The sequence below is a fragment of the Roseomonas sp. CAU 1739 genome (assembly GCF_039839775.1).
GTDB lineage: Bacteria > Pseudomonadota > Alphaproteobacteria > Acetobacterales > Acetobacteraceae > Neoroseomonas.
Window position 1 is genome coordinate 1 of sequence record NZ_JBDOQQ010000015.1, and the last position, 21260, is coordinate 21260.

Genomic DNA, 21260 nt, shown 5'->3' on the forward strand with positions numbered 1-21260 from the left:
CCACGTCGATCCGCCGCACGCCGATGCTCTACCGTCCACACCATCATCCGCCCCACGAATCGTCCGCAGGATCAGCGAATCACATCCGATTCAGCCGATTCAATTCCTTTCCGGATGGGCTCTCAGGCTGCGGCCCGGTAACAGCAGTCCCAATATTCCGCGTGTCCTGCACTCGTCGGGCTGCCTGCGCTCAGCGATCAGTTAGCGTGCATTTCGAGCATCGCCGCCAGAAAATCCCCGTCGCAACACGCCCGCTACCAAGTGCGCGGCATTTCCGTGCCACCATTGGTGCGTCGTGACTGCGTCCATCGGGTCATCCAATTCCCTGCGACCGCCAACGAAGCGCTCCCGTGGAGTTAGCGCGGCGAAGGGGCGTCCAGGATGGCAATGACGGCGCAAAGAATGCGGACCGCGTCTTCCTGTCCCGCCTCGTGAGCGCGGGCGAGCGCGCCCTCAAGCGCAGAGACCGCGTCGGCCAGGTAATGTGCAGGTTGTTCACGCAGACCGCTTTGAAGTGGCGATGTAGGTACGCGGGCAGTTGAAACCATGTTCATGGCAGGCGTCCTATCGTTGCCAAAAAGGATCCAGTGCTTGACGAGTTAGATTCTCACGGACGCGTGCTTCAACGAGAATTGTGTCGCGTAATGGTTGTGGACTCAGATCGGAGATAACCAACTATCTGATATTGTTAATTTTACGGAAGCGCGGCGCGAATCCATTAACGAGCAATTCACGGAGCGCCTCGCTCACGGCGAGCCGACAACGCGGATTTCGCGCCTTTTTGAGAGGGTTCGGAGGTAGGTCAGTCTATGTAGCGGCAGCGGTCGATTGGATTTCGCGTGACACCGGCAAACGCCGGACCTCCTGCGGCTGGAAAGGATCTCATGGATAGGCATGCAATTGCCGTTGCCTTGGAAGGGGCAATACGAGACCACCTTGCCCTCACGGATCAGCCGCGGGTCGCTCTCAGGCGCCTTGCGGACCAACTCCTCACCGCCCTCGATGGGATCGATCCCACCGGCGATACGCGCAGCGCGAAGGCGGTGGATGCCGTGCGGGATGACTTCCGCGACGCTATCGCGAAGGTCTGGCGCGCCTACGGTGGCGATCCGTCTCTCGCCCCGATCCATACCGCGGCGCTGCCGGCACGAGATGCGCAGCCGTTGACCTCCGATCTCCTGTAGCGGGGGAGGAGCGCTTCCAGCGAAGCGACCTGCTGCCAGCCCTTGCGCGTGCCGCGTCGCGGCGCCGGCAGTCGGCCAATTCGTCCCCGGCGTTTGGCCATCTCCGGTGCGCCCGCGCGTCGCACCATCTCGCGTCCGCGGGCCTTCACCGCACCGCCTTCTCGGACTCAAACTGCGCGACCGCCGCGGACTGCTCCGGGTTGTGGGCCATGACGTCGTCAAACAGGCATTGCGCTTGCGCCTCGGACGCCTCGTCGATCTGTGCGAGGCGTCCACGGAAGTAGGCCCTCACGCGTGCGCCTGGGCGCACCTGCTTCACGACCACGAAGGTGAGTAGGTCGGGATGGAGGGCCACCTGGTGGAAGCCCGCGCGGCGCACGCGGTAGTTCCGCCCAGGATGGGCCGCGAACCACGCGCGGTCACCATCGCTCGCCTTCACTCCGCCACGGATCTGCTCGACGGACAAAGGATCGCTTTGCAGGTCCCGGTGCTGCATGGGGCAAATGAATTGCTCGTTCATCGCTGTATCATCCACCGCCCTCAGTGACCGACACCTAACTCAACCGCAGCATACGCCGCCGGGTGAACGGCCCGTTGCTGCCGGCGATAACGTATGCGGCGACGGTGTCGCCATCGAGCGTCGCCGCGAGGTCGGCGATCAGATCAAGCGTGACTGTGGCCGCGATCACATCGTCTTCCAGGGCAACCGGCGTGTCGCCGAGAACTGCAACGGCGCCGATACCGGGATAAGCTGTGGCTCCGTACGTGGTGACCGTCACAACACCGCCCTCGCGTGCGGGATCTTGCTGAGCAACGGGGCGAGCCGGCGGTGCCCATCCCATAGACCACCGCCTGCCCAGCGAAACGCGCGCGGTCGCAGGGCGCGTCTCACATTCGAAATCAGGCTTTCGTGCACTCACCGAACGCACTCCACGAGATGGCGCGCCTTTGGCGGAACATTCGCGAAGTAGCGGGCTGGCTGGCGGCTCAGCATTCTCTGCAAGTCCCGAACCGACACATCGCCGCCCGCGGCCTCGCGCAGGTCGCTGGTGATGGCCTGACCTTCCTGGAGCCAGACCCGATCCGCCTCACTCAGATTGAAAAGGGCTGGCTTGCGCCGGGCGCTGGCGCTCGCAAAGTGATTGATGCGGGAGAGGTACGAGGAAGGGAACTCCGCGGCGGTGCGAGTGCTCCATGCGGTCGTCGCACTCCTGAACACGGCGCGGCCTACGCACTAGGGCACCGGTCGGCCGCCAGCCGGAGTTATCCCCACACCTAACCGTTTCATGCGCGCAACCGATGGGCGAGCACCCCGCGGTCCGGGCAATGCTTTTTGGCACGCTAAAGCCACCGCCGCCGCTCTGCACCGATCTTGCAACCAACAATCGAATCCTGCGTTCCGGGAAGACTTGCATCACTCTCCCCAAACTCACCCGTCGGTCCTTCCGGCGGGTTTTCTTTTCGCGGCAGTCAACCGCGAGCGGCTGGAAGCGTTCTGGATCTTAAGACGAGAGGGAATCCACCATGAGCGGCAACATCGAGCAGATCGACCGGGCGGCTGAAAGCATGCAGGCCGCCGCGAATGCAGCAGCGGATACCGCCAAGGCGGCGGTGGAAAGAGCCGCCGACTGCGCGACTAGGACCGTAGAGCGGATCCAGCAGCGCCCAGTTCAAGCGATTCTCGCCGCGTTGCTCGCTGGCGCCATCATTGGGTTCTGCGCACGGCGCTAAGCCGCGCCCTACACCGACCATTCATCCTCAACCCGCAGAAGGCCTGGACTTGCGGGGATGATGTTCGGCATTGCGTTTGCGGCGGACCGTTACCTGATCCAGCGCATTTGGCGGCGTTGGCTCGCGGGTGACGTGCCGTGGGCAGCGCTAGAACAGCAGGCCCGGTATCCAGAGTGCGCAGCCCAGGGCGATCGCCAATAAGATGAGCACCGCCTCCAACCAAAAGTCGGGGAGGCCGTGGTCGTCTTTGAGCATCGTGCGAAACGCCAAGAGCCGCGTAGTCCGATAAAGATTTGTGGCGTCATACACGGCGCACCTCGACTGGCATCAGGGCGACAGGCGGCAAGGCGACTGACGATCGCCGTATGGCGGGTCGGCCTTACAGGGCGCTTACATGCTTCAATTTGGCAGTATCACGATTTCTGGATGTCCCTATCGGCACCTGGCTCGTGCCGCATAGTCTGTCGGCAACAAACAGGAGGCGACGATGGACGTGGCTGAATTCGAGGCGTCGCTGCAGCGCGACGGGTTCAGTGAGATCACCACCAAATCCTTGCCGCATTCGCCACCCAACAGCGACCATGCGCACGTGTTCGATGTGCGGGCGCTGGTTCTCGAAGGCGCGATCACTCTAACTACTGATGGCGGAAGCCGGACGTATCGCGCTGGAGACGTGTTTGTCATGAAAAGCGGCCAGGAACACACGGAAGCCGTTGATGCGGCAGGTGTGCGCTATGTCGTCGGCCGCCGGTACAGTGCTGGGGTGGAAAAGACTGCTTCTACCCTCCACTCAGTTGGCCCGGAGGACGAATCCCGGGGCGGGCACGAGGCGCCCCGCGGGCCAGCGCCTACGGTGGCGCCGCTAGGCCGGAAGTGACTTCCAAAGCCGGCGCTGTCGGCCGATCGGTGGTGGCGGAATCGTCAAGTAGGGTGGGATAGCGGAGCCTACCGCCGCATTGCCACGCCTATGCCGATGCCGACGAGCATGGCGAAGCCCATGGACCAGAACGGCTGCTCGCGCACCGTTTGCGCTAGTTCCGCGCCAAGCGTCGTCGGCACGCCTGCATCCGTCTCTCCGCAAAATTCCGCTTTGGCTTGCAGCACATCGTGCAAGTTGGTCGGCTCACCGCCCGCCATACCTTCTGCGGAGGCGTCGGCCAATTGGCGCGCGTCCTGTTCCAGAGTGTCGAGGGCCTTTCGCTTCTGCGTCGCGGATAAACGAGCATCGGACACAACATCGCTGGGCGATTGGAAGTAGGTCGCCGGCTTTTCGACCTTTGTCTTCGGGCTTGCGGGTTCAGGCATGGGTTCGCCTCCTGCTTCAGCACCATGAACAAGGAGATACGCCGCGGGTGCGGCATAGTTGCGAGGGGCCGTTAGAATAGGGAAATGCCGGGTTCGCGGACTCGATATTGTGCCCGGACTCCAAGCGAATCTGCTCCTCATCCTTCGCCAGCGCCTCGACAAACCGCGCCACTGCCGCCTGTGCGCGCGGGCTAAGTTGGTCGAACTGCTCCCGCATCCGGAGGCGCGCCTAATCGCTCAGGCCGCGCTCAGCCGTCCCCTTGATCTGCCCGTCCACGAGGGTCGCGAAGGGGATGCGGGCGGGCATCAGGCGCCCAGCTGACCGGGCGGCGGGCCAAGCCTGGCTGCACCTAAACAAGCTTGCCCGCACCGACGATAAGCGGCCCTGCATGCCCCACCGCGAGCCATTCGCGTCTCCATCTCGCGGGATCAGCATGGCGCATAGCCTCGCCGCCGGCAGGCCCTGCCTCGCCACGGTGCAGTGCGCGATCGCCGAAGCCGAAGCGGGCCCCTTGATCCGGACGGCGTGACAGGGGCGGCAGCCCTCCTGCACCACATGATTGAGGATGCCGGCCGTGGCGATCGCGGCTGAGCGAATTCGCCGCGATTACCGGCCAGCATCCTGGTCGCGCACGCGGATGCCGTGATGGCGCAATCGGGCGGCGGCCGGGACGCACAGGGTGGGGCCGGCGCGCGCTGCATGCCTTGCCCCTGAAGGCTGCTCTGCCCCGCATTGGCCTCAGCCTTGCTTGCCAAGAGCGCGGATCGACCATGCCAGTGCATAGGGTGGGATTCGGTCGCGGGGTCCATCTGGCCCAGCGCTTCGGTTTCAGTCTGGCCCTTCACACAGGGCATTTTTCGCGGTTTCATCGTGCCAGATCAAAAAGACCGATCCAGGGACGCCGCCGCGGTACCACGCGAGCAACGGGGATGAGCTGATGGAGTTCAATCGCAGGCAGGGGCTCCAGGGCCTTCTCGGCGTCGCGGCTGTCGGTGCGCTTGGCGCGACCTCGCAGGAGGCCTCGGCGCAGACGCGCGCGGAGACGCTGCGCCAGGTCATGGGCGGCATCATCAACTCGCTCGACCCCACCACGCCCGGCGGCACGCGTGAGAATTTCGGCCTGGCGATGAGCACCTATGACCGCCTCGCCTCCATGGGCGTCAAGGCGGGCGAAGGCGGGCCAGTTTTCGACATGGAGAATGTCCATGGCGAGCTCGCCAGCCGCATCGACCGCAGCCCGGACGGGCTGACCTTCACCTTCCATCTGCGTGAGGGCACCACCTGGCATGACGGCTCGCCGGTGACGGTCGAGGACGTGAAGTGGTCGCTCGACCGCATGGTCTCCGCGCGCAGCCTTGCCCCGCCGCAGGTGGCGAGCGGCTCGCTGACCTCGCCCGACCAGTTCAAGGTGGTCGGCCCGCGCCAGGTCGAGGTGAAGCTGCCGCGGCCGGACCGGCTCGCGCTGGCCAATCTCTGCATTCCCTATGCGATGATGATCAACAGCACGCTGGCGAAGCGCAACGCCACGGCGGACGATCCCTGGGCGATGAACTGGCTCAAGGAGAACACCGCCGGCGGTGGCGCCTTCACGGTGGAATCCAATCGCCCCGGCCAGCAGGTGGTGCTGCGCCGCAATGACAACTGGAAGAACGGCAAGGATGGCGCGCTGCCCTTCTTCCGTCGCATCATCCTGCAGACCGTGCCGGAAGCCTCGACGCGTGCATCGCTCGTGGAGCGCGGCGATGCCGATCTGTCGATCGACCTCGCGGCCAGCGACATCCCGGCGATCGAAAGCCGCGGTCGCGTGAAGATCATGTCGATCCCGCAGACCAATGCGTTCCAGGCGATCGTCTTCAATACCCAGGCCGCACCCTTCGACAATGTGAAGGTGCGCCAGGCCTTTGCCGCCGCCCTTCCCTACGAGGCGATGTTCCAGGCGGCGCAGTTCGGCCGCGGCCGCATCCTGTTCGGAGCCAACTGGACCGAAACGCCGGATGCGAACTTTCCGCGCACCATGCCGCTCAACCTCAACATCGACCGGGCAAAGGCGCTACTGGCCGAGGCCGGCCATCCGAACGGCTTCGCGACCACCTTCACCTTCGCCAATTCGATGGCCGCCTTCGCCGAGCCCATGGCCGCGCTGATCAAGGAATCCCTCGCGCGCATCGGCGTCGACGTGACGGTGCAGAAGATGCCGGATGCGCAGATCTCGACCATGGTGGTCGAACGGCGGCTGCCCTTCTTCACCGATATCGGCTCCGCCTGGCTGCCCTCCCCGGATTACTTCTTCCGCACCTACTTCACCGGCGCGCATCGCTGGAACTACAGCGGCTTCAACAATCCCGAGCTGAACGACCTGGTGCAGGCCGCGCGCTTCGAGACAGACTCGGCAAAGTACGATACCGCCGTGAAGCGCATGATCAACATCGCCGCCGAGCAGGTGCCGCTGGCGATGGTCTGGCAGGCCAACCAGGATGCGGTGATGGCCAAGGATGTCCAGGGCTACACCTACTGGTTCCATCGCCAGGCGGATTTCCGGGACCTGAAGCGCGGCTGACCATGCGCGCCTTGCGGCCTGTCGGCTGGCGCGTCGGGCGTCGGCTGGTCGCCTCCGCGCCGGCGTTGCTCGGCGTGGTGGTGTTCACCTTCCTGTTGATGCGGGTGCTGCCCGGCGACCCCGCGGTGTTCTTCGCGTCCGGCCCCAATGCGGGGCAGGCGGAAATCGATGAGCTGCGCCGGGTGCTGGGGCTGGACAAGCCCATCCCTGTGCAGCTCGCGCACTATCTGTACGATGTCGGCACCGGCAATCTCGGGCGGTCGCTGACCACCGGGCAGCCGGTGTTGCGGGACCTCGCGGAACGGCTGCCGGCCTCGCTGGAACTGACGGTGACGGCGCTGATCCTGGCGCTGTCGCTCGCGCTGCCGCTTGGCATCCTGGCGGCGCTGCGGCCGGGCTCGCTGCTCGACCATGGCGTGCGGCTGGTCTGTTCGCTCGGCGTCTGCGTGCCGACCTTCGTGTCGGGGCTGCTGCTGATCTATGTCTTCTACGTCGTGCTGGGCATCGCGCCCGACCCGACGGGGCGGATCGACATCTTCGCGGCATCGCCGCCCGACATCACCGGCTTCCTGTTGGTCGACTTCGCGCTGACCCGTGATTGGGAGGGCTTTCGCGCGGCGGCCTCGCAGCTGATCCTGCCGGCGGCGACCATGGCGCTGTTCACCCTGGCGCCGCTCGCGCGCATGACGCGGGCCTCGATGCTCGCGGTGCTGGGCAGCGACTTCGTGCGCACGGCACGCTCGGTCGGGTTGGGTCGCGGGCGCGTCATCCTGGTCTATGCGCTGCGCAATGCGCTGCTGCCGGTCATCACCATCACCGGCATCGTCTTCTCGACCATGCTGGGGGCGAATGTGCTGGTGGAGAAGGTGTTCTCCTGGCCCGGCGTCGGCTCCTATGCGCTCGATGCGCTGCTCGGGTCGGACTACGCACCGGTGCAGGGCTTCGTGCTGCTGATGGCGAGCGCCTTCGTCATGGTGAACCTCGTCATCGACACGCTCTACGGCATCGCCGATCCGCGGGTGTCGATCGAATGAGCGCCACCCTTCGCCATGCCGGTTGGGTGCTGCGCGGCAACCCGGTCACCGCGGTCGCGGCGACGGGCGCGCTGCTGCTGGTGCTGGTCGCGGCCTTCGCACCGTGGATCGCGCCCTACGATCCGATCGCATCGAATGTGCAGAACGCGCTGCAGCCGCCATCCGCCGCGCATTGGGCGGGCACGGACCAGCTCGGGCGCGACATCTTCAGCCGGCTGATCGCAGCAACGCGGCTCGACCTCGCCATCGCGGTGTCGGCGGTGTCGGTCTCCTTCGCGATCGGCGCGGTGATCGGCAGCCTGTGCGGCTATGCCGGGGGGCGGTTGGATCGTGTGGTCGGTCGCTTCGTCGATGTGCTGATGGCCTTCCCGCTGTTCGTGCTGGCCATGGCGATGGTTGCGGCGCTCGGCAACCGCGTCGAGAACATCATCATCGCCACCGCCTTCATCAACCTGCCCTTCTACATCCGCTTCGCCCGCGCCGAGGTGAACGTCCGCCGCGACGCCGGCTGGGTCGAAGCCGCGCGGGCCTGCGGCGACAGCCATTTGTCGGTGGTGCTGCGCTTCCTGCTGCCCAACATCCTGCCGGCCATGGCGGTGCAGATCTCGCTCAACCTCGGCTGGGCGATCCTGAATGCGGCGGGGTTGTCCTTCCTGGGTCTTGGTGTGACCGCGCCGACGCCGGAATGGGGGATCATGGTCGCCGAGGGCGCACGCTTCATCACGTCCGGCCAATGGTGGCTGGTGGCCTTTCCGGGCCTGATCCTGATGCTGACGGTGCTGTGCTTCAACCTGCTCGGCGATGGGCTGCGCGATATCCTCGACCCGAGGATGCGGACATGATCCCGCCGCTGCTGCACGTCGAGGACCTGCACGTCGATTTCTCCACGCGGCGCGGCGTGGTCAAGGCGGTGCGCGGCGTGTCGCTCGACCTGCTGCCGGGGGCGACGCTCGGCGTGGTCGGCGAAAGCGGGTCGGGCAAGTCGGTCACGGCCTATGCGGTGACCCGGTTGCTCGACCGCGCGGGTCGGATCGCGAGGGGCCGCATCCTGTTCCGCGGCCAGGACCTGACGCGCGCCAGCGAGGGCGACATGCGTGCGCTGCGCGGCGGCGCCATCTCCATGGTGTTCCAGAACCCGCGCGCGGCGCTGAACCCGATCCGCAGCGTCGGCAAGCAACTGATGGATGCGCTCGGCGCGCATGTGGACCTGTCGGGGTGGGAACGGCGCGAACGCGCGCTCAGCCTGCTGCGGGACGTGCTGATCCGCGATCCGGAACGCCGCTTCGACGCCTTTCCGCACGAACTCTCCGGCGGCATGTGCCAGCGGGTGATGATCGCCATGGCGATCGCCTGCGACCCGGCCCTGCTGATCGCCGATGAGCCGACGACCGGGTTGGACGTCACCACGCAGAAGACGGTGATGGACCTGCTCGCGCGGCTGACCGCCGAGCGCCATATGGGTCTCATTCTGATCACTCATGACCTCGGTCTCGCCGCGCAATATTGCGGCGAGGTCGCGGTGATGCAGGATGGCGAGGTGGTCGAACGCGCCGATGCCGCCACGCTGTTCCGCGCGCCGCATCATCCCTATACGCAGCGCCTGGTCGCGGCATCCCCCACGCCGCGTTCGACGGTGGAGGAACTGGTCGGCGAGCCGCCGCGCCCGGCCGAACCTTTGCGCGCGCAGTCGCCCGGCACGCCGCTGCTGCTGGAAGTGCGCGACCTCGTGAAGCGGTATGACGATTTCGCCGCGGTGGATGGCGTGTCCTTCGCGATACGTCCGGGCGAAAGCCTCGGGTTGGTCGGTGAATCCGGTTCCGGCAAGTCGACCATCTCGCGCCTGATCTGCCGGCTGATCGACCGGACGGAGGGCACCGTACTGTTCGATGGCGAGGATATCGGCGGCATCCCCGCGCGCGACTTCCATGCGAATGCCCTGCGGCGCGAAATCCAGATCGTGTTCCAGGACCCGCATGACAGCCTGAACCCGCGGTTCAACGCCTTCGACTGCATCGCCCATCCGCTGCGGCGGATGCTCGGCATGAAGGATGGTGCGGCGCTGACCGCGCGGGTCGGGGAATGCGCCGAGCGGGCCGGTCTGCCGCGTGACCTGCTGACGCGTTTCCCGCACCAGCTTTCGGGCGGGCAGAAGGCGCGCATCGGCATCGCACGGGCCATCGCCGCGAAGCCGAAGCTGCTGGTGCTGGATGAACCGACCGCGGCACTCGACGTCTCGGTGCAGGCGGTGATCCTGAAGCTGCTCGATGACCTGCGGCGTCAGGAGGGGCTCGCCTTCCTGTTCGTCAGCCACGACCTCAACGTCGTGCGCATGATGTGCGGGCGCACCATCGTCCTCCAGCAGGGCCGCATCGTTGAGGAAGGCGACAGCCGCGCGTTGTTCGCCGCCCCGCGTGCCGACTACACGCGCGACCTGCTCGCCGCCATTCCGCATTTCGATCCTGCCCCGGCGATGGCCGGCTGATCACCCCCGCCGCCGGGCGGCTGACTACAGAGGAGTTCCTTCGTCTTGTCCGACGCGTCCTGGGATATCGGCACCGATATCGGCGGCACCTTCACCGACATCCTGGCCGTGCATGTCGGCACGCAGGAAACGCGGATCGCCAAGGTGCCATCGCGCCCCGCCGCACCGGTGCGCGCGATGCTGGAAGCGATCGCGGCCGTCGGCGTGGCGCAGACCGATGTACGCCGCTTCATCCACGGCACCACCCGCGTGACCAACGCGCTGGTCGAGGAACGCCTGCCCAAGGTCGCGCTGATCGCCACGGCCGGCTTCGAGGATGTGCTGGAGGTTGCCCGCTACCGGCGGGAGGATCTGTATCGCCTCGATATCCCGCCCAAGCCGAAGCCTCTGGTGCCGCATGAATTGTGCTTCGGCCTGCGCGAACGCCTGGACCACACCGGCGCCGTGCTGGAACCACTGGCCGAGGCGGAGATCGCCCGTGCCATCGCCTGGCTGAAGGCGTCGGGCGCGCAATCCGTCGCGATCTGCCTGCTGCACGCCTACGCGAATCCCGTGCATGAACGCATGCTGGCCGAGGCCCTGGCGCCGCATGTCCCGCATCTCTGCGTGTCGCACGACATCAACCCCGAGGCGCGCGAATACGAGCGCGCCTCCTCCACCGCCTTCAACGCGGCGGCGATGCCCATCGCGGTCGAGTATCTGAGCGAGCTTGAACAGAAACTGCCGCTCGGCCCCGGCCTGCAGGTGTTCCATTCGGCCGGTGCGATGGTGCCGGTGCCGGCGGCCAAGCGCCGCCCGCTGGTGATGGCGGCCTCGGGCCCGGCGGCGGGCGTCTCGGCCTCGGCGCGCATGGCGCGCGAATTGGGCCGGTCGCGCGTGCTGACCTTCGATATGGGCGGCACCACCACCGATGTTTGCCTGATCGTCGATGGCCAGGCGGAGATGACCGATACGCGTATGATCGGCGGCCGCCCGCTGCGCCAGCCGATGCTGGCGGTGCATTCCATCGGCGCGGGTGGCGGGTCGGTGGTGAAGCTTGGCCCCGGCGGGCTGACCGTGGGGCCAGAAAGCGCCGGGTCCGAACCCGGCCCGGCCTGCTACGGCCGCGGCGGCACGCGGCCGACCATCACCGATGCGAATGCGATCCTCGGCTATCTCGATCCCGAGGTGAAGCTGGGTGACACCATCGCGCTCGACATGGCGGCGGCGGAAGCGGCGGTCGCACCCATGGCGCAGCAGCTTGGCCTCGGCATCACGGAGACGGCGCTCGGCATCCTGCGCGTCGCCAATGCGGCGATGGGGCGCGCGCTGCGTCGCGTCACCGTCGAGCGGGGCGTTGATGGGCGCGACTGCACGCTGCTCGCCTTCGGCGGCGGCGGGCCGATGCACGCGGCAGGGCTCGCGGAACTGTACGGCCTGCGCGAGATCATCGTGCCGGCGGCCTCCAGCGCCTTCTCCGCGCTGGGCTGCCTCACGGCGGATTTCTCCTTCCTTCAGCAGCGCACCGTGCGGTTGCCGCTGACGGATTTCGCACCGGTCACCTTCGCCGAGCGCCTTGCCCAGCTCACCGAGGATGCGACGACGCCGCTCATTGCCAATGACGTGCCGGCCGCCGAGATCACCATCGAGCACGTCGCCCTGATGCGATACGCCGCGCAGAGCGATTCCACCCCCATCGCCTTCGCGCTGCCCTTCGACCCGGCGGTGCTGGAAGCCGATTTCCACGCGCGCCATCGCACCCTGTATGGCTACGCCACCGGCGAACCCTGCGTGATCGAATCCCTGCGCGTGCAGGCGCGGCGCGCCTCCACCACGCCGATGGCGCGGCCCGATGTGGGGCGCCCCGCGCGGCCGCCGCGCAGCCGCGACTGCGTCTTCCCCGATGTCGGCCGCGTCGCCACCGCCATCCTGCCGCGCGAGACGCTCACCGGCACCGTCACCGGCCCCGCCATCATCGAGGATGCCTGGTCCACCGTCATCGTCCCGCCCGGCTGGCAGGCACGTGGCGACGAGGCCGGCAACCTGTTCCTGACCCGGAGTGCTGCATGACCTCGCTCGATCCCTTCGTCGTCGAGGTCATCCGCCACGGCCTGTCGGCCGCCGCGGAGGAAATGAGCCTGGTGATGACGCGCTCCGCGCGGTCGCCGCTGCTGCGCGAGGCGGGCGACCTCTCCTCCGCGCTGACGGACGCCGCCGGCGGGCTGGTCGGGCAGGGGCGGGACATCCCGATCCATCTGGGTGCCATGGCCTACACCGTGCCGGAACTGCTGAAGGTCTGGCCGGCGGAACGGTTCCGCGAAGGTGACGCCGTCATCTACAATCTTGGCGCGCTGGGCGGGAACCACCTCAACGACGTGAAGGTGGTGCGGCCGGTCTTCGTGGAAGGGCGCATCGTCGCCTTCGCGATCAGCCTCGCGCATTGGCCCGATGTCGGCGGGACCTGGCCGGGTTCGTATCTCGCGCAGGCGGTCGATACCTTCCAGGAGGCGATGCGCATCCCGCCCATGCCGATCGCCTCGGCCGAGGGCGTGAACCGCCCGGTGCTCGACTTCATCCTGGCCAATGTGCGTGACCCGGTGTCCTGCGAGGGCGATCTGATGGCGCAGATCGCCGCCACCCAGGCGGCGGAACGGCGCATCCACGAGCTTTGCGCGCAGCACGGGTTGGACGTGTTCCTCGCCAGCCTCGCGCGCCTGCATGATCTTTCGGAGGCGGAGATGCGCGCCGCCCTCGGCGACCTGCCCGATGGCGTCTATGAAGGCGAGGATTTCCTCGACGATGGCGGACCCGGCGGCGCACCCGCGCGCATCCATGTCCGCATCGAGATCCGCGGCGAGGAAGCGCATTTCGACCTGTCGGGCAGCACCGACCGCGTCACCAATTTCTGCAACACCACGCCGTTCATCGCGCGTTCCGCGGTCTGCTACGCCGCGCGGATCCTCAGCGGGCGCGACATGCAGCAGAATGCCGGCGCGCTCAGGCCCTTCACCATCACCACGCGGCCGGGCTCGGTGTTCGAGCCGGGCTGGAATGCCTCGGTCGCGGCAGGCAATCACGAGACGTCGATGCGCATCGTGGACGCCGTCTTCCGCGCCATGGAACAGGTGATCCCCGAACGCCTGTCGGCCGGCGGCCCGGCCACCTCTGGCCTGCTCGCCTTCGCCGAGCCGCGCCCCGGCGATGCCTGGCGGATGCTTTACGAAGTCCATGGTGGCGGGGAGGGCGCGCGGCATGATCGCCCCGGATCGCCGGCGACGCGCGTGCACCTGACCAACACCTCCAACACGCCGGTCGAGGTGATCGAGGCCAACTACGCCGTGCGCATCGAGGAACAGTCAATCCGGCGCGGTTCCGGCGGCGCCGGCCAGCATCGGGGCGGCGACGGCGTGGTGCGGCGCTACCGCATCCTGTCGCCGACCATGTGGCTGACCTCCTGCGTCGAGCGCACGGTGGTCGCACCCTACGGCCTCGCCGGCGGCGAGCCGGGACTGCCGTTCCGCATCACCCTCGACCGCGGCGGCGTGGAATCCGTCGTGCCGGGCAAGACCAACATGGTGCTGCAACAGGGCGACCTGGTGACGATGGAGAGCTGCGGTGGCGGCGGCTACGGACCGCCCGCCGCGCCCTGATCGCGGCGCCGGCATGCGGCGTCTCTCGGTCGCGGGAATGCACCTGGACCGGGCGGCGGACATGCCGCTGTACCAGCAGGTGGCGGCGCATCTGCGCGCGCGCATCCTCGATGGCGCGCTGCCGGCCGGCTCGCGCCTGCTGGGGTCGCGGGAGATCGCGCGGGAACTCGGCTGTTCCCGTGCCATCGTGCTGACCGCGCTCGAATTGCTCTATGCCGAGGGCTACCTCGTCTCGGTGCCGCGCGGCGGGGTGAAGGTCGCCGCACTGGCGCGCAAGGCGGCCCCGGATGCGCCATCGCCGGCACCGGGCATCGAACCGGCGCGGCTGTCGCATCGCTGGCGATCGGTCCTCGCCATCGACTACGCCTTCGACCTCGCCTCGCCCTTCAGCACCGGCACGCCGGACATTGCCGATTTTCCCTTCGACACCTGGGCGCGGCTGTTGCGCCAGGCCTGGCGCAATGCGCCGCGTTCCGCCTGCACCGACATGTCGCCGCTCGGCTGGCAGCCGCTGCGGGAAGCGACGGCCGAATTCCTCGGCACCGTCCGCGGCCTGCTGTGCCGGCCGGAGGAGGTGGTGATCACCCCGGCCAGTTCCGGTGCGCTCGACCTGTGCTGCCGCATGCTGATCGACCCGGGCGACGAGGTCTGGGTCGAGGAACCCGGCTTCATCGAGGCGCGCTGGGCCTTGCAGGCCGCCGGCGCACGGCTGGTCCCGGTGCCGGTGGACGGCAAGGGCCTGGTCGTCGCGGAAGGCATACGCCGCGCCCCGCGTGCGAAGCTCGCCGTGGTCACGCCGTCGCACCAATTCCCGCTCGGCGTGGCGATGAGCCTCGACCGCCGCCTCGAACTGCTCGACTGGGCGCAGCGCCAGGGCAGCACGGTCATCGAGGACGACTACAACTCCGAATTCCGCCAGCGCGACAGCATGGCGGCCTCGCTGAAGTCGCTCGATCGCGCGGGGCATGTCGTCTATCTCGGCACCTTCTCGAAGGTGATGCTGCCCAGCCTGCGCATCGGTTACCTGGTGGCCAGCCCGGCCTTCATCGATGTCTTTGGTCGTGGGCGGGCACGTATCGACGTGCACACCGCCGGCACCGCGCAGCCCGCGCTCGCCGAATTCCTGCGCGAGGGCCACCTGCTGCGCTATCTGCGCCGCATGCGCCTGGTCTATGCGGCGCGCAAGCAGGCGGTGCTGGATGCCGTGCAGGCGCTGCTGCCGGGGGAACTCGACATCGTGCCGAGCGAGGCCGGGCTGCATGTGACCGGGTTGTTCACGCCCCGCCTCGCCGCGCGGCTGACCGATACGGAGGCATCGGCCCGCAGCCGCGCTGTCAGCAATTTCATCCAGCCGCTGTCGCAATGCTTCCTCGGCACCCCGGACCGCCAGGGGCTGGTGATCGGCTTTGGCCGCTTGCCGGTCGAGGACGCGCATCCGCGCCTTGCCGCCGTCGCCGACGCCCTGCGCGCGACTGGCTCAGGACAAAGCGGCGGCCCTGGCGCTGGCGCAGCCCGGCGCGGGCGATAGGCTCATGGCATGAAGGCGAGAGACGGCATGCAGAGACTGTTGCGGACAGGGCTGAACGCCGGCACCGCGGCGCCCCGCGTCGTCGGCGGGCAGGGGGTGCATTTCCACCTCGATGACGGGCGCCGCGTGCTCGATGGCAGCAATACCGGCGGTCCGCTCGGCCACGCTCATCCGCGCATGGCCCAGGCGCTGCGCGACGCCGCCGGCCTGCCGATGGTCAGCGAGGGCTGGTCCTGGACCGGCCGCGACCAGGCGGCCGAGGACCTGTTCGAGATCGGACTCGCCGGCGAGGAATCCTGGGCCGGCGCGGTGCGCTTCTGCCTCAGCGGCAGCGAGGCGAACGACATCGCCCTGTCGCTGTCCCAGGCGCTGACCGGGCGGCACGCCATCGCCACGCGCGAACGCGCCTATCACGGCCTGGTCGGGCTGGCGCGCGACGCGACGGTGCAGCCGCACTGGCACGGAGGGTTGGCGGCGGAGCACCGCACCCGCCTGCCGTTCCCCGGCGCGCCCGTGCATGTGCTGCCGCCGCCCGATGGCCTTACCTATGACAGCGCCACGGGTGGCGCGCGGCCCTCGTCGCTGCACTTCGACAATGCGCCGGCGATGCTCGCGCAATCCGCCGCGGTGATTCTCGACTACACCCAGGGCGGCTTCTACCACGACGGTGCCTACCAGGATGCGGTGGCCGCCATCGCGCGCGACCAGGGCGCATTGTGGATCGCCGATGAGGTGGTGACGGGCCTCGGCCGCGCCGGCCGACCCTTCGCCTTCCAGGGCGGCGCGTCGCGCCCCGACATCGTCACGCTCGGCAAGGGCCTAGGCGGCGGGTCGATGGCGGTGGCGGCGGTGATCCTGTCGCATGACGTGCTGCGGGAGATGCAGGGCAGCGCCTGGCAGAACTACGGCACGCTGCGCGGCCATCCGCTGACCATGGCCGCCGTCAGCGCCTATCTCGGCATCCTGCGCGAGGAGGCGCTGCTCGACCGCGTCGCCGCCCTCGAACCCTTCTACGCGCAGCGCCTGACCGAGATCGCAAGGCGCCACCCCAGCGTCTGCCGCGTCGCCGGCCAGGGCCTGCATTGGACGATCGAATTGCACGGCCCGGACTGGCGCCACTGGCTCGCCGATACGCCCGACGCGCCGATCGCCTCGCGGGTCGCCGGCCATGCGCTCGGCCTCGGCGCGGTGATCGGCACCAGCGGCGAGCAGACCTCGCTGTTCCTCGCCCCACCGCTGGTGATCTCGCGGGACGAGTCGGAAACCCTGCTCGCCATCCTCGACGAAAGCCTCGCCATCGCCGATCGCGAGCACAATGCCATGATGGAGATGCGCGCATGAGCGCCGATAGCGATGCAATCCTGGCCGTCGTCCAGGGCTATTTCGACGCGCTGTATGAAGGGTCCGTCGCCCGCTTCCGCGCGGTGTTCCACCCGCAGGCGCAGTTGTTCAGCGCCGAGGGCGGCGTGACCGACGCGCTGGATTTCGAATCCTACATGACGCGCGTGGCCGGCCGCGCCGCACCTGCTTCGCGCGGCGATGCGCGGCATGACGAGGTCGTGGCGCTGACCCAGCCGAGCCCGACCACCGCCCATGTGCGTGTGCGCGACGCGCTGCTGCCCAACCGCTTCGTCGATGAGTTGCTGCTGGTGAAATACGCCGATGGCTGGCGCATCGTGAGCAAGTCCTGGGCCTACGACCCGGCCGTGCCGCGGGCGTGACGTCGCCCTGGCCCGCCGGCGTCCCGCGCGACGTCGGGCCGCTGCCGCGCAGCCTGGGGGAGGCGCTGCGACGAGCCGCGCTGCGCCGCCCGGGCCATGTCGCGCTCGCCTATTACGGCACGGCGATCACCTATGGCGACCTGCTCGGCCGGGTGGAACGGCTCGCCGGCTTCCTTCAGCACGGCGCGGGTGTCGCGAAGGGCGATCGCGTCATCGTCGCGATGCAAAATTCACCGCATTTCATCATCGCCTTCCAGGCGGTGGTGCGCGCCGGCGCTGTGGTGGTGCCGGTCAACCCGATGAACACCACGGCGGAACTGGACTACCTGGCCGCCGACAGCGGCGCGCGGGTGGCGTTGGTCGGTGCCGAATTGCTGGACCGCTTCCTGCCGCTGATGCCCGGGGCATTCGGCACGGTGGTCGCCGCGTCCTATGGCGATGATATCGCCGCCGATCCGCACTTCCGCCTGCCGCCGGTGATCGCGGACAGCATCCTGCCGGCTGCGCTGCCGCCTGGCGTCGTCGGCTGGGCGGAGGCGCTCGCCGAAACCCGCCCGCCGCGCCCCGACGATGCGGCGCCGGACGATCTGTGCGTGCTGCCCTACACCTCCGGCACCACGGGCAAGCCCAAGGCCTGCATGCACACCCATGCCGGCACCCTGTTCAACGTCTTCGCCCAGCAGCAATGGTACGGCTATGGCGAAGACACGGTGATCACCGCCTTCATGCCGATGTTCCATGTCGCGGGCATGCAGGTCTCGATGAATGGCGGCCTCTATGCCGGCGCGACCATCGTGCTGATGACACGCTGGGACCGTGACCTGGTGGCGCCGCTGTTCATCCGCCATGGCGTGACGGTCTGGAGCGCGGCGCCCACCATGGTGGTGGATGTGCTCGCCTCGCCCCAATTCGACGAGCGTGCCTTCGCCCGGCTGCGCGTGCTGACCGGCGGCGGCGCGCCGATGCCCGCGGCGGTGGCGGAACGGCTGGAAGCCCGCTGGGGCCTGCGCTTCATCGAGGGCTATGGCCTCAGCGAGGCGGTCTGCGCCACGCATCTCAACCCGATGGACCGGCCGAAGGCGCAATGCCTCGGCATCCCGATCCAGCAGACGGTGGCCCGGGTGATCGACCCCGACACGCTGGAGGACGTCGCCACCGGAGAGGTCGGCGAGATCATCATCGCCGGCCCGCAGGTCATGCTCGGCTACTGGAACCGGCCGGAAGCCACGGCCGAGGCGATCATCGTCCGCGACGGGATGCGCTTTCTGCGGACCGGCGACCTCGGGCGCGTGGATGCGGAGGGCTACTTCTTCCTGGTCGATCGCCTGAAGCGGATGATCAACGTCAACGGCTTCAAGGTTTGGCCGGCGGAATGCGAGAGCACGCTGTATCGCCACCCGGCCGTGCAGGAATGCTGCGTCGTCGCCTACCGCGATTCCCAGCGCGGCGAGGCGGTGCGCGCCTTCATCGTGCTGAGGGACGGCCATGCCGCCGACGCCGCGGCGATCACCGCATGGGCGCGGGGTGAAATGGCGGCCTACAAGGTGCCACGGGATGTGGTGTTCGCAGCCAGCCTGCCGCGCAGCGCGAGCAACAAGGTCGATTGGCGCCGCCTGCGGGATGCCGAAGGCGGCACCGGATAGCCCTGCCGGAGCGGCCTGCGGTCGATGGCCGTGCCAGCCGCGTTCCGGGCGGTGCGACAGCCCCCGCCGGCTCGCGGTTCAGGACGGACAGCGCCGAGGGCCGCAGGCGCGGCGCCCGTCTCAGCGGGCCGGCGCGCGCGGCCGCCGTGCCGGCGCCTTCACCGGCTGCATCGGGGCAATGCGGATATGTGCATCCTCGCCATCCGCCTTGCGCGCCGCCGCCGCGAAGCGCGCTGCGGCATAGGGTGCGACCTCGAACTGCGTCTCCCGCGACAGGATGCGGATGCGTCCGATCTCCTGCCGGGTGACGTGGCCGCGCCGGCACAGGAAGGGCAGCAGCCATTTCGGATCGGCACGCCCGTCCCGGCCGACATCCACGCGGAACCAGATGCCTTCCTGACCGCCGCCCTCGGGCGGGGCGTCGCGCCTGGGTGTGGCTTCGCGTGGGGCCGGGCGGTCGGCGATCTCCATCAGTTCCTCGGGCGCGGGCAGCGGCGCGCGCAGCACGCGCAGCAGCGCGGCCGCCACCGCCTCCGGCCCATGTGCGGTGAAGGCGCTGTCGCCAAGCAGGCGCCGCGCGAGGGCGATATCCTCCTCGCCCGGTTCCTCGGCCACCAGGGCGAGGGCCTGTTCGCCCAGCCGTTCATCGTCGCGCGCGCGCACCAACTCGACCGAGGGTGCGGGCGCCCAGCTTGCCTTCACCCGCGCGGCGGCGATCAGGCGTTGCGCCAGGCTGCGGCGGGTATGGGGGACCAGCAGCACCGACACACCCTTGCGCCCGGCGCGCCCGGTGCGCCCCGAACGGTGCAGCAGCGTATCCGGGTCGCGCGGCAATTCGGCATGGATCACCAGACCGAGATCCGGCAGGTCGATGCCGCGCGCCGCGACGTCGGTGGCGACGCAGACGCGGGCGCGCCCGTCGCGCAGGTTCTGCAGGGCGCGGTTCCGCTCGGCCTGGGACAATTCGCCCGACAGCGCCACGGTCGAAAAGCCGCGTTCGGATAGGTTGCCGTGCAGGCGGGCCACCGTGGCGCGGGTCGCGCAGAACACCATGGCGATGCGCGCATCCTCCAACCGCAGGATGTTCACCACGGCGCGTTCGATCTCATGCGGGGCGACCACGGCGGCGCGGTATTCGATGTCGCCATGGGGTTCGGCCTGGCTGGTGGCCTCGATGCGCAGGGCGTCGCGCTGGTAGCCCTTGGCGAGCGCGGCGATCCCGCGCGGCACGGTGGCCGAGAACAGCAGCGTGCGCCGTTCGGCCGGCGTCTCGTCGAGGATCGCCTCGAGCTCCTCCTTGAAGCCGAGGTCGAGCATCTCGTCGGCCTCGTCCAGCACCACGGCGCGCAGCGCGGCCGGGGCGAGGTTGCCGCGTTCGAGGTGGTCGCGCAGGCGGCCGGGCGTACCGACGACGATATGCGCGCCATGCGACAATTGGCGTCGCTCGGCGACCGGGTCCATGCCGCCGACGCAGGAGACGATGCGCCCGCCGGCCGGCGCGTAGAGCCAGGCCAGTTCCGCCTTCACCTGGAGCGCCAGTTCGCGCGTGGGCGCCACGACCAGGGCGAGCGGCGGTCCGGCGGGCGGCAGGCGCGGCGCGTCGCCGATCAGTTCGGGGGCGAGCGCGAGGCCATAGGCGACCGTCTTGCCCGATCCGGTCTGGGCCGAGACGAGCAGGTCGCGCCCCGCCGCCTCCGGCGTCAGCACGGCGGATTGCACCGCGGTCGGTTCGGCATAGCCGCGGGCGGTGAGCGCGTCGCGCAGGGGCGCGGGCAAAGTGTCAAAGGACATGAGGCAGGTTCCGGAGGGCGCGGCGGTTCGTGTGCCTGCGCGGGCCGCGCGTCAAGCGCGTGATGAGGGGCAGCGCGCTTCGAACACGCGCGGAGACTGGGTGCGCGGCAACCGCGTGGATGGGGCCGAACGCGCGTCGATCGCGCGATCGGCGCCTGTTTGTCACAGCGAGGCCTCGGGGTCGAGCCGAATCACGTAGGAGCGCCAGTCGCTGCGTTCGGCGATGCGTTCATACAGGGCGATGGCGCCCTGGTCGGCCTCGGGTACGATCCAGCGCAGATGCGACCAATGGCGCGCGCGGCCGAGGTCGCACAGCGCGCCGATCAACCCGCGGGCGAGGCCGCGGCCGCGCCGGTCGGGGCGGACGAACAAGTCGTCCAGCGCCCCGCAGCGCCGGGCGAAGACCACCTCGGGTAGGTCGAAGAAGATCGCGAAAGCGAGCAACTCGTCGCCTTCGATGGCGGCGAGGATCTCGGTGCGCGGGTCGGCGGCGAGCAGGGCGGCGGCATCGACGCCGCGCGCGGGCCGGCTGCCGGCGAGCGTCGCGCGCATCTCCGCCGCATAGGTCTCGAGCAGCGGGGCGAGACGGTGACGCTCGGCTGGCGGCAAGGGCTGGATCGTGGTCATGGCCATGCGGTCTCGGAGCCGGTCCCG

At 68.8% G+C, this 21260-nt stretch carries 17 protein-coding genes; 12 read left to right on the plus strand and 5 right to left on the minus strand.

Translation table 11 applies throughout. The features are described 5' to 3' along the window. Positions 1–1329 precede the first annotated feature (1329 nt). Both AAFN86_RS21330 and AAFN86_RS21335 read right to left on the minus strand, forming a co-directional pair. The gene (locus AAFN86_RS21330) at positions 1330–1704 is read right to left on the minus strand and encodes a hypothetical protein (RefSeq protein WP_347545574.1); all 375 of its coding nucleotides are present in this window, start codon (positions 1702–1704) and stop codon (positions 1330–1332) included. Between the two features lie 34 nt (positions 1705–1738). Then, positions 1739–1963, minus strand: a complete 225-nt coding sequence (locus tag AAFN86_RS21335; RefSeq protein WP_347545575.1) for a hypothetical protein — start codon at positions 1961–1963, stop codon at positions 1739–1741. A gap of 745 nt (positions 1964–2708) precedes the next feature. Here AAFN86_RS21335 and AAFN86_RS21340 point away from each other — a divergent pair. Together AAFN86_RS21340 and AAFN86_RS21345 are read left to right on the plus strand one after the other, a co-directional pair. Continuing rightward, entirely contained in the window at positions 2709–2915 is a 207-nt protein-coding gene (locus AAFN86_RS21340) for a hypothetical protein (RefSeq protein ID WP_347545576.1), read from the plus strand. A gap of 487 nt (positions 2916–3402) precedes the next feature. Next, on the plus strand, positions 3403–3792 hold the full coding sequence (locus AAFN86_RS21345; RefSeq protein WP_347545577.1) for a cupin domain-containing protein: 390 nt from the start codon (positions 3403–3405) through the stop codon (positions 3790–3792). Positions 3793–3860: 68 nt separating this feature from the next. Here the strand turns inward: AAFN86_RS21345 and AAFN86_RS21350 are convergent, their stop codons facing one another. After that, complete coding sequence (locus AAFN86_RS21350; RefSeq protein WP_347545578.1) at positions 3861–4220, minus strand: hypothetical protein; 360 nt, start codon at positions 4218–4220, stop codon at positions 3861–3863. Between the two features lie 938 nt (positions 4221–5158). On the opposite strand from AAFN86_RS21350, the gene AAFN86_RS21355 reads away from it, so the two are divergent. The 10 genes from AAFN86_RS21355 to AAFN86_RS21400 are packed head-to-tail and all read left to right on the plus strand — an operon-like array spanning position 5159 to position 18815. Beyond that, positions 5159–6778: an ABC transporter substrate-binding protein gene (locus AAFN86_RS21355; protein ID WP_347545579.1), complete on the plus strand. Its 1620-nt coding sequence runs from the start codon at positions 5159–5161 to the stop codon at positions 6776–6778. A gap of 2 nt (positions 6779–6780) precedes the next feature. Continuing rightward, positions 6781–7812 (plus strand): ABC transporter permease, encoded by a 1032-nt coding sequence (locus tag AAFN86_RS21360; RefSeq protein WP_347545580.1) that lies wholly within the window; start codon positions 6781–6783, stop codon positions 7810–7812. Next, positions 7809–8654: an ABC transporter permease gene (locus AAFN86_RS21365; protein WP_347545581.1), complete on the plus strand. Its 846-nt coding sequence runs from the start codon at positions 7809–7811 to the stop codon at positions 8652–8654. Before AAFN86_RS21360 ends, AAFN86_RS21365 begins: the two co-directional genes overlap by 4 nt. Beyond that, complete coding sequence (locus tag AAFN86_RS21370) at positions 8651–10294, plus strand: ABC transporter ATP-binding protein (RefSeq protein ID WP_347545582.1); 1644 nt, start codon at positions 8651–8653, stop codon at positions 10292–10294. Before AAFN86_RS21365 ends, AAFN86_RS21370 begins: the two co-directional genes overlap by 4 nt. A 45-nt stretch (positions 10295–10339) precedes the next feature. Beyond that, a complete protein-coding gene (locus tag AAFN86_RS21375) occupies positions 10340–12343 on the plus strand; it encodes a hydantoinase/oxoprolinase family protein (protein WP_347545583.1) in 2004 nt (667 codons plus the stop codon). Next, positions 12340–13923, plus strand: coding sequence for a hydantoinase B/oxoprolinase family protein (locus tag AAFN86_RS21380; protein WP_347545584.1), 1584 nt, complete (start codon positions 12340–12342; stop codon positions 13921–13923). Before AAFN86_RS21375 ends, AAFN86_RS21380 begins: the two co-directional genes overlap by 4 nt. Before the next feature lie 37 nt (positions 13924–13960). After that, positions 13961–15451: a PLP-dependent aminotransferase family protein gene (locus AAFN86_RS21385; RefSeq protein WP_347545585.1), complete on the plus strand. Its 1491-nt coding sequence runs from the start codon at positions 13961–13963 to the stop codon at positions 15449–15451. 27 nt (positions 15452–15478) lie between these two features. Continuing rightward, positions 15479–16792, plus strand: coding sequence for an aminotransferase class III-fold pyridoxal phosphate-dependent enzyme (locus AAFN86_RS21390; protein WP_347545586.1), 1314 nt, complete (start codon positions 15479–15481; stop codon positions 16790–16792). Then, positions 16789–17172, plus strand: a complete 384-nt coding sequence (locus AAFN86_RS21395; RefSeq protein WP_347545587.1) for a nuclear transport factor 2 family protein — start codon at positions 16789–16791, stop codon at positions 17170–17172. Before AAFN86_RS21390 ends, AAFN86_RS21395 begins: the two co-directional genes overlap by 4 nt. Further along, on the plus strand, positions 17169–18815 hold the full coding sequence (locus AAFN86_RS21400; protein ID WP_347545588.1) for a long-chain-fatty-acid--CoA ligase: 1647 nt from the start codon (positions 17169–17171) through the stop codon (positions 18813–18815). The genes AAFN86_RS21395 and AAFN86_RS21400 overlap by 4 nt, the downstream gene beginning before the upstream one ends. 120 nt (positions 18816–18935) lie before the next feature. Here AAFN86_RS21400 and AAFN86_RS21405 read toward each other — a convergent pair whose 3' ends face one another. After that, positions 18936–20606 carry a DEAD/DEAH box helicase gene (locus tag AAFN86_RS21405; protein ID WP_347545589.1) on the minus strand — a complete coding sequence of 557 codons (1671 nt, stop codon included), beginning with the start codon at positions 20604–20606 and terminating at the stop codon, positions 18936–18938. 162 nt (positions 20607–20768) lie between these two features. Next, positions 20769–21239 carry a GNAT family N-acetyltransferase gene (locus AAFN86_RS21410; RefSeq protein ID WP_347545590.1) on the minus strand — a complete coding sequence of 157 codons (471 nt, stop codon included), beginning with the start codon at positions 21237–21239 and terminating at the stop codon, positions 20769–20771. Positions 21240–21260: the final 21 nt, after the last annotated feature.

Bases quoted from the DNA above. Each gene is read 5' to 3' on its own strand.
- AAFN86_RS21405 (WP_347545589.1), bottom strand. From the start codon at position 20,606: ATGTCCTTTGACACTTTGCCCGCGCCCCTGCGCGACGCGCTCACCGCC.
- AAFN86_RS21330 (WP_347545574.1), bottom strand. From the start codon at position 1,704: ATGAACGAGCAATTCATTTGCCCCATGCAGCACCGGGACCTGCAAAGC.
- AAFN86_RS21355 (WP_347545579.1), top strand. From the start codon at position 5,159: ATGGAGTTCAATCGCAGGCAGGGGCTCCAGGGCCTTCTCGGCGTCGCG.
- AAFN86_RS21370 (WP_347545582.1), top strand. From the start codon at position 8,651: ATGATCCCGCCGCTGCTGCACGTCGAGGACCTGCACGTCGATTTCTCC.
- AAFN86_RS21360 (WP_347545580.1), top strand. From the start codon at position 6,781: ATGCGCGCCTTGCGGCCTGTCGGCTGGCGCGTCGGGCGTCGGCTGGTC.
- AAFN86_RS21365 (WP_347545581.1), top strand. From the start codon at position 7,809: ATGAGCGCCACCCTTCGCCATGCCGGTTGGGTGCTGCGCGGCAACCCG.
- AAFN86_RS21345 (WP_347545577.1), top strand. From the start codon at position 3,403: ATGGACGTGGCTGAATTCGAGGCGTCGCTGCAGCGCGACGGGTTCAGT.
- AAFN86_RS21390 (WP_347545586.1), top strand. From the start codon at position 15,479: ATGCAGAGACTGTTGCGGACAGGGCTGAACGCCGGCACCGCGGCGCCC.
- AAFN86_RS21350 (WP_347545578.1), bottom strand. From the start codon at position 4,220: ATGCCTGAACCCGCAAGCCCGAAGACAAAGGTCGAAAAGCCGGCGACC.
- AAFN86_RS21380 (WP_347545584.1), top strand. From the start codon at position 12,340: ATGACCTCGCTCGATCCCTTCGTCGTCGAGGTCATCCGCCACGGCCTG.
- AAFN86_RS21395 (WP_347545587.1), top strand. From the start codon at position 16,789: ATGAGCGCCGATAGCGATGCAATCCTGGCCGTCGTCCAGGGCTATTTC.
- AAFN86_RS21410 (WP_347545590.1), bottom strand. From the start codon at position 21,239: ATGGCCATGACCACGATCCAGCCCTTGCCGCCAGCCGAGCGTCACCGT.
- AAFN86_RS21385 (WP_347545585.1), top strand. From the start codon at position 13,961: ATGCACCTGGACCGGGCGGCGGACATGCCGCTGTACCAGCAGGTGGCG.
- AAFN86_RS21340 (WP_347545576.1), top strand. From the start codon at position 2,709: ATGAGCGGCAACATCGAGCAGATCGACCGGGCGGCTGAAAGCATGCAG.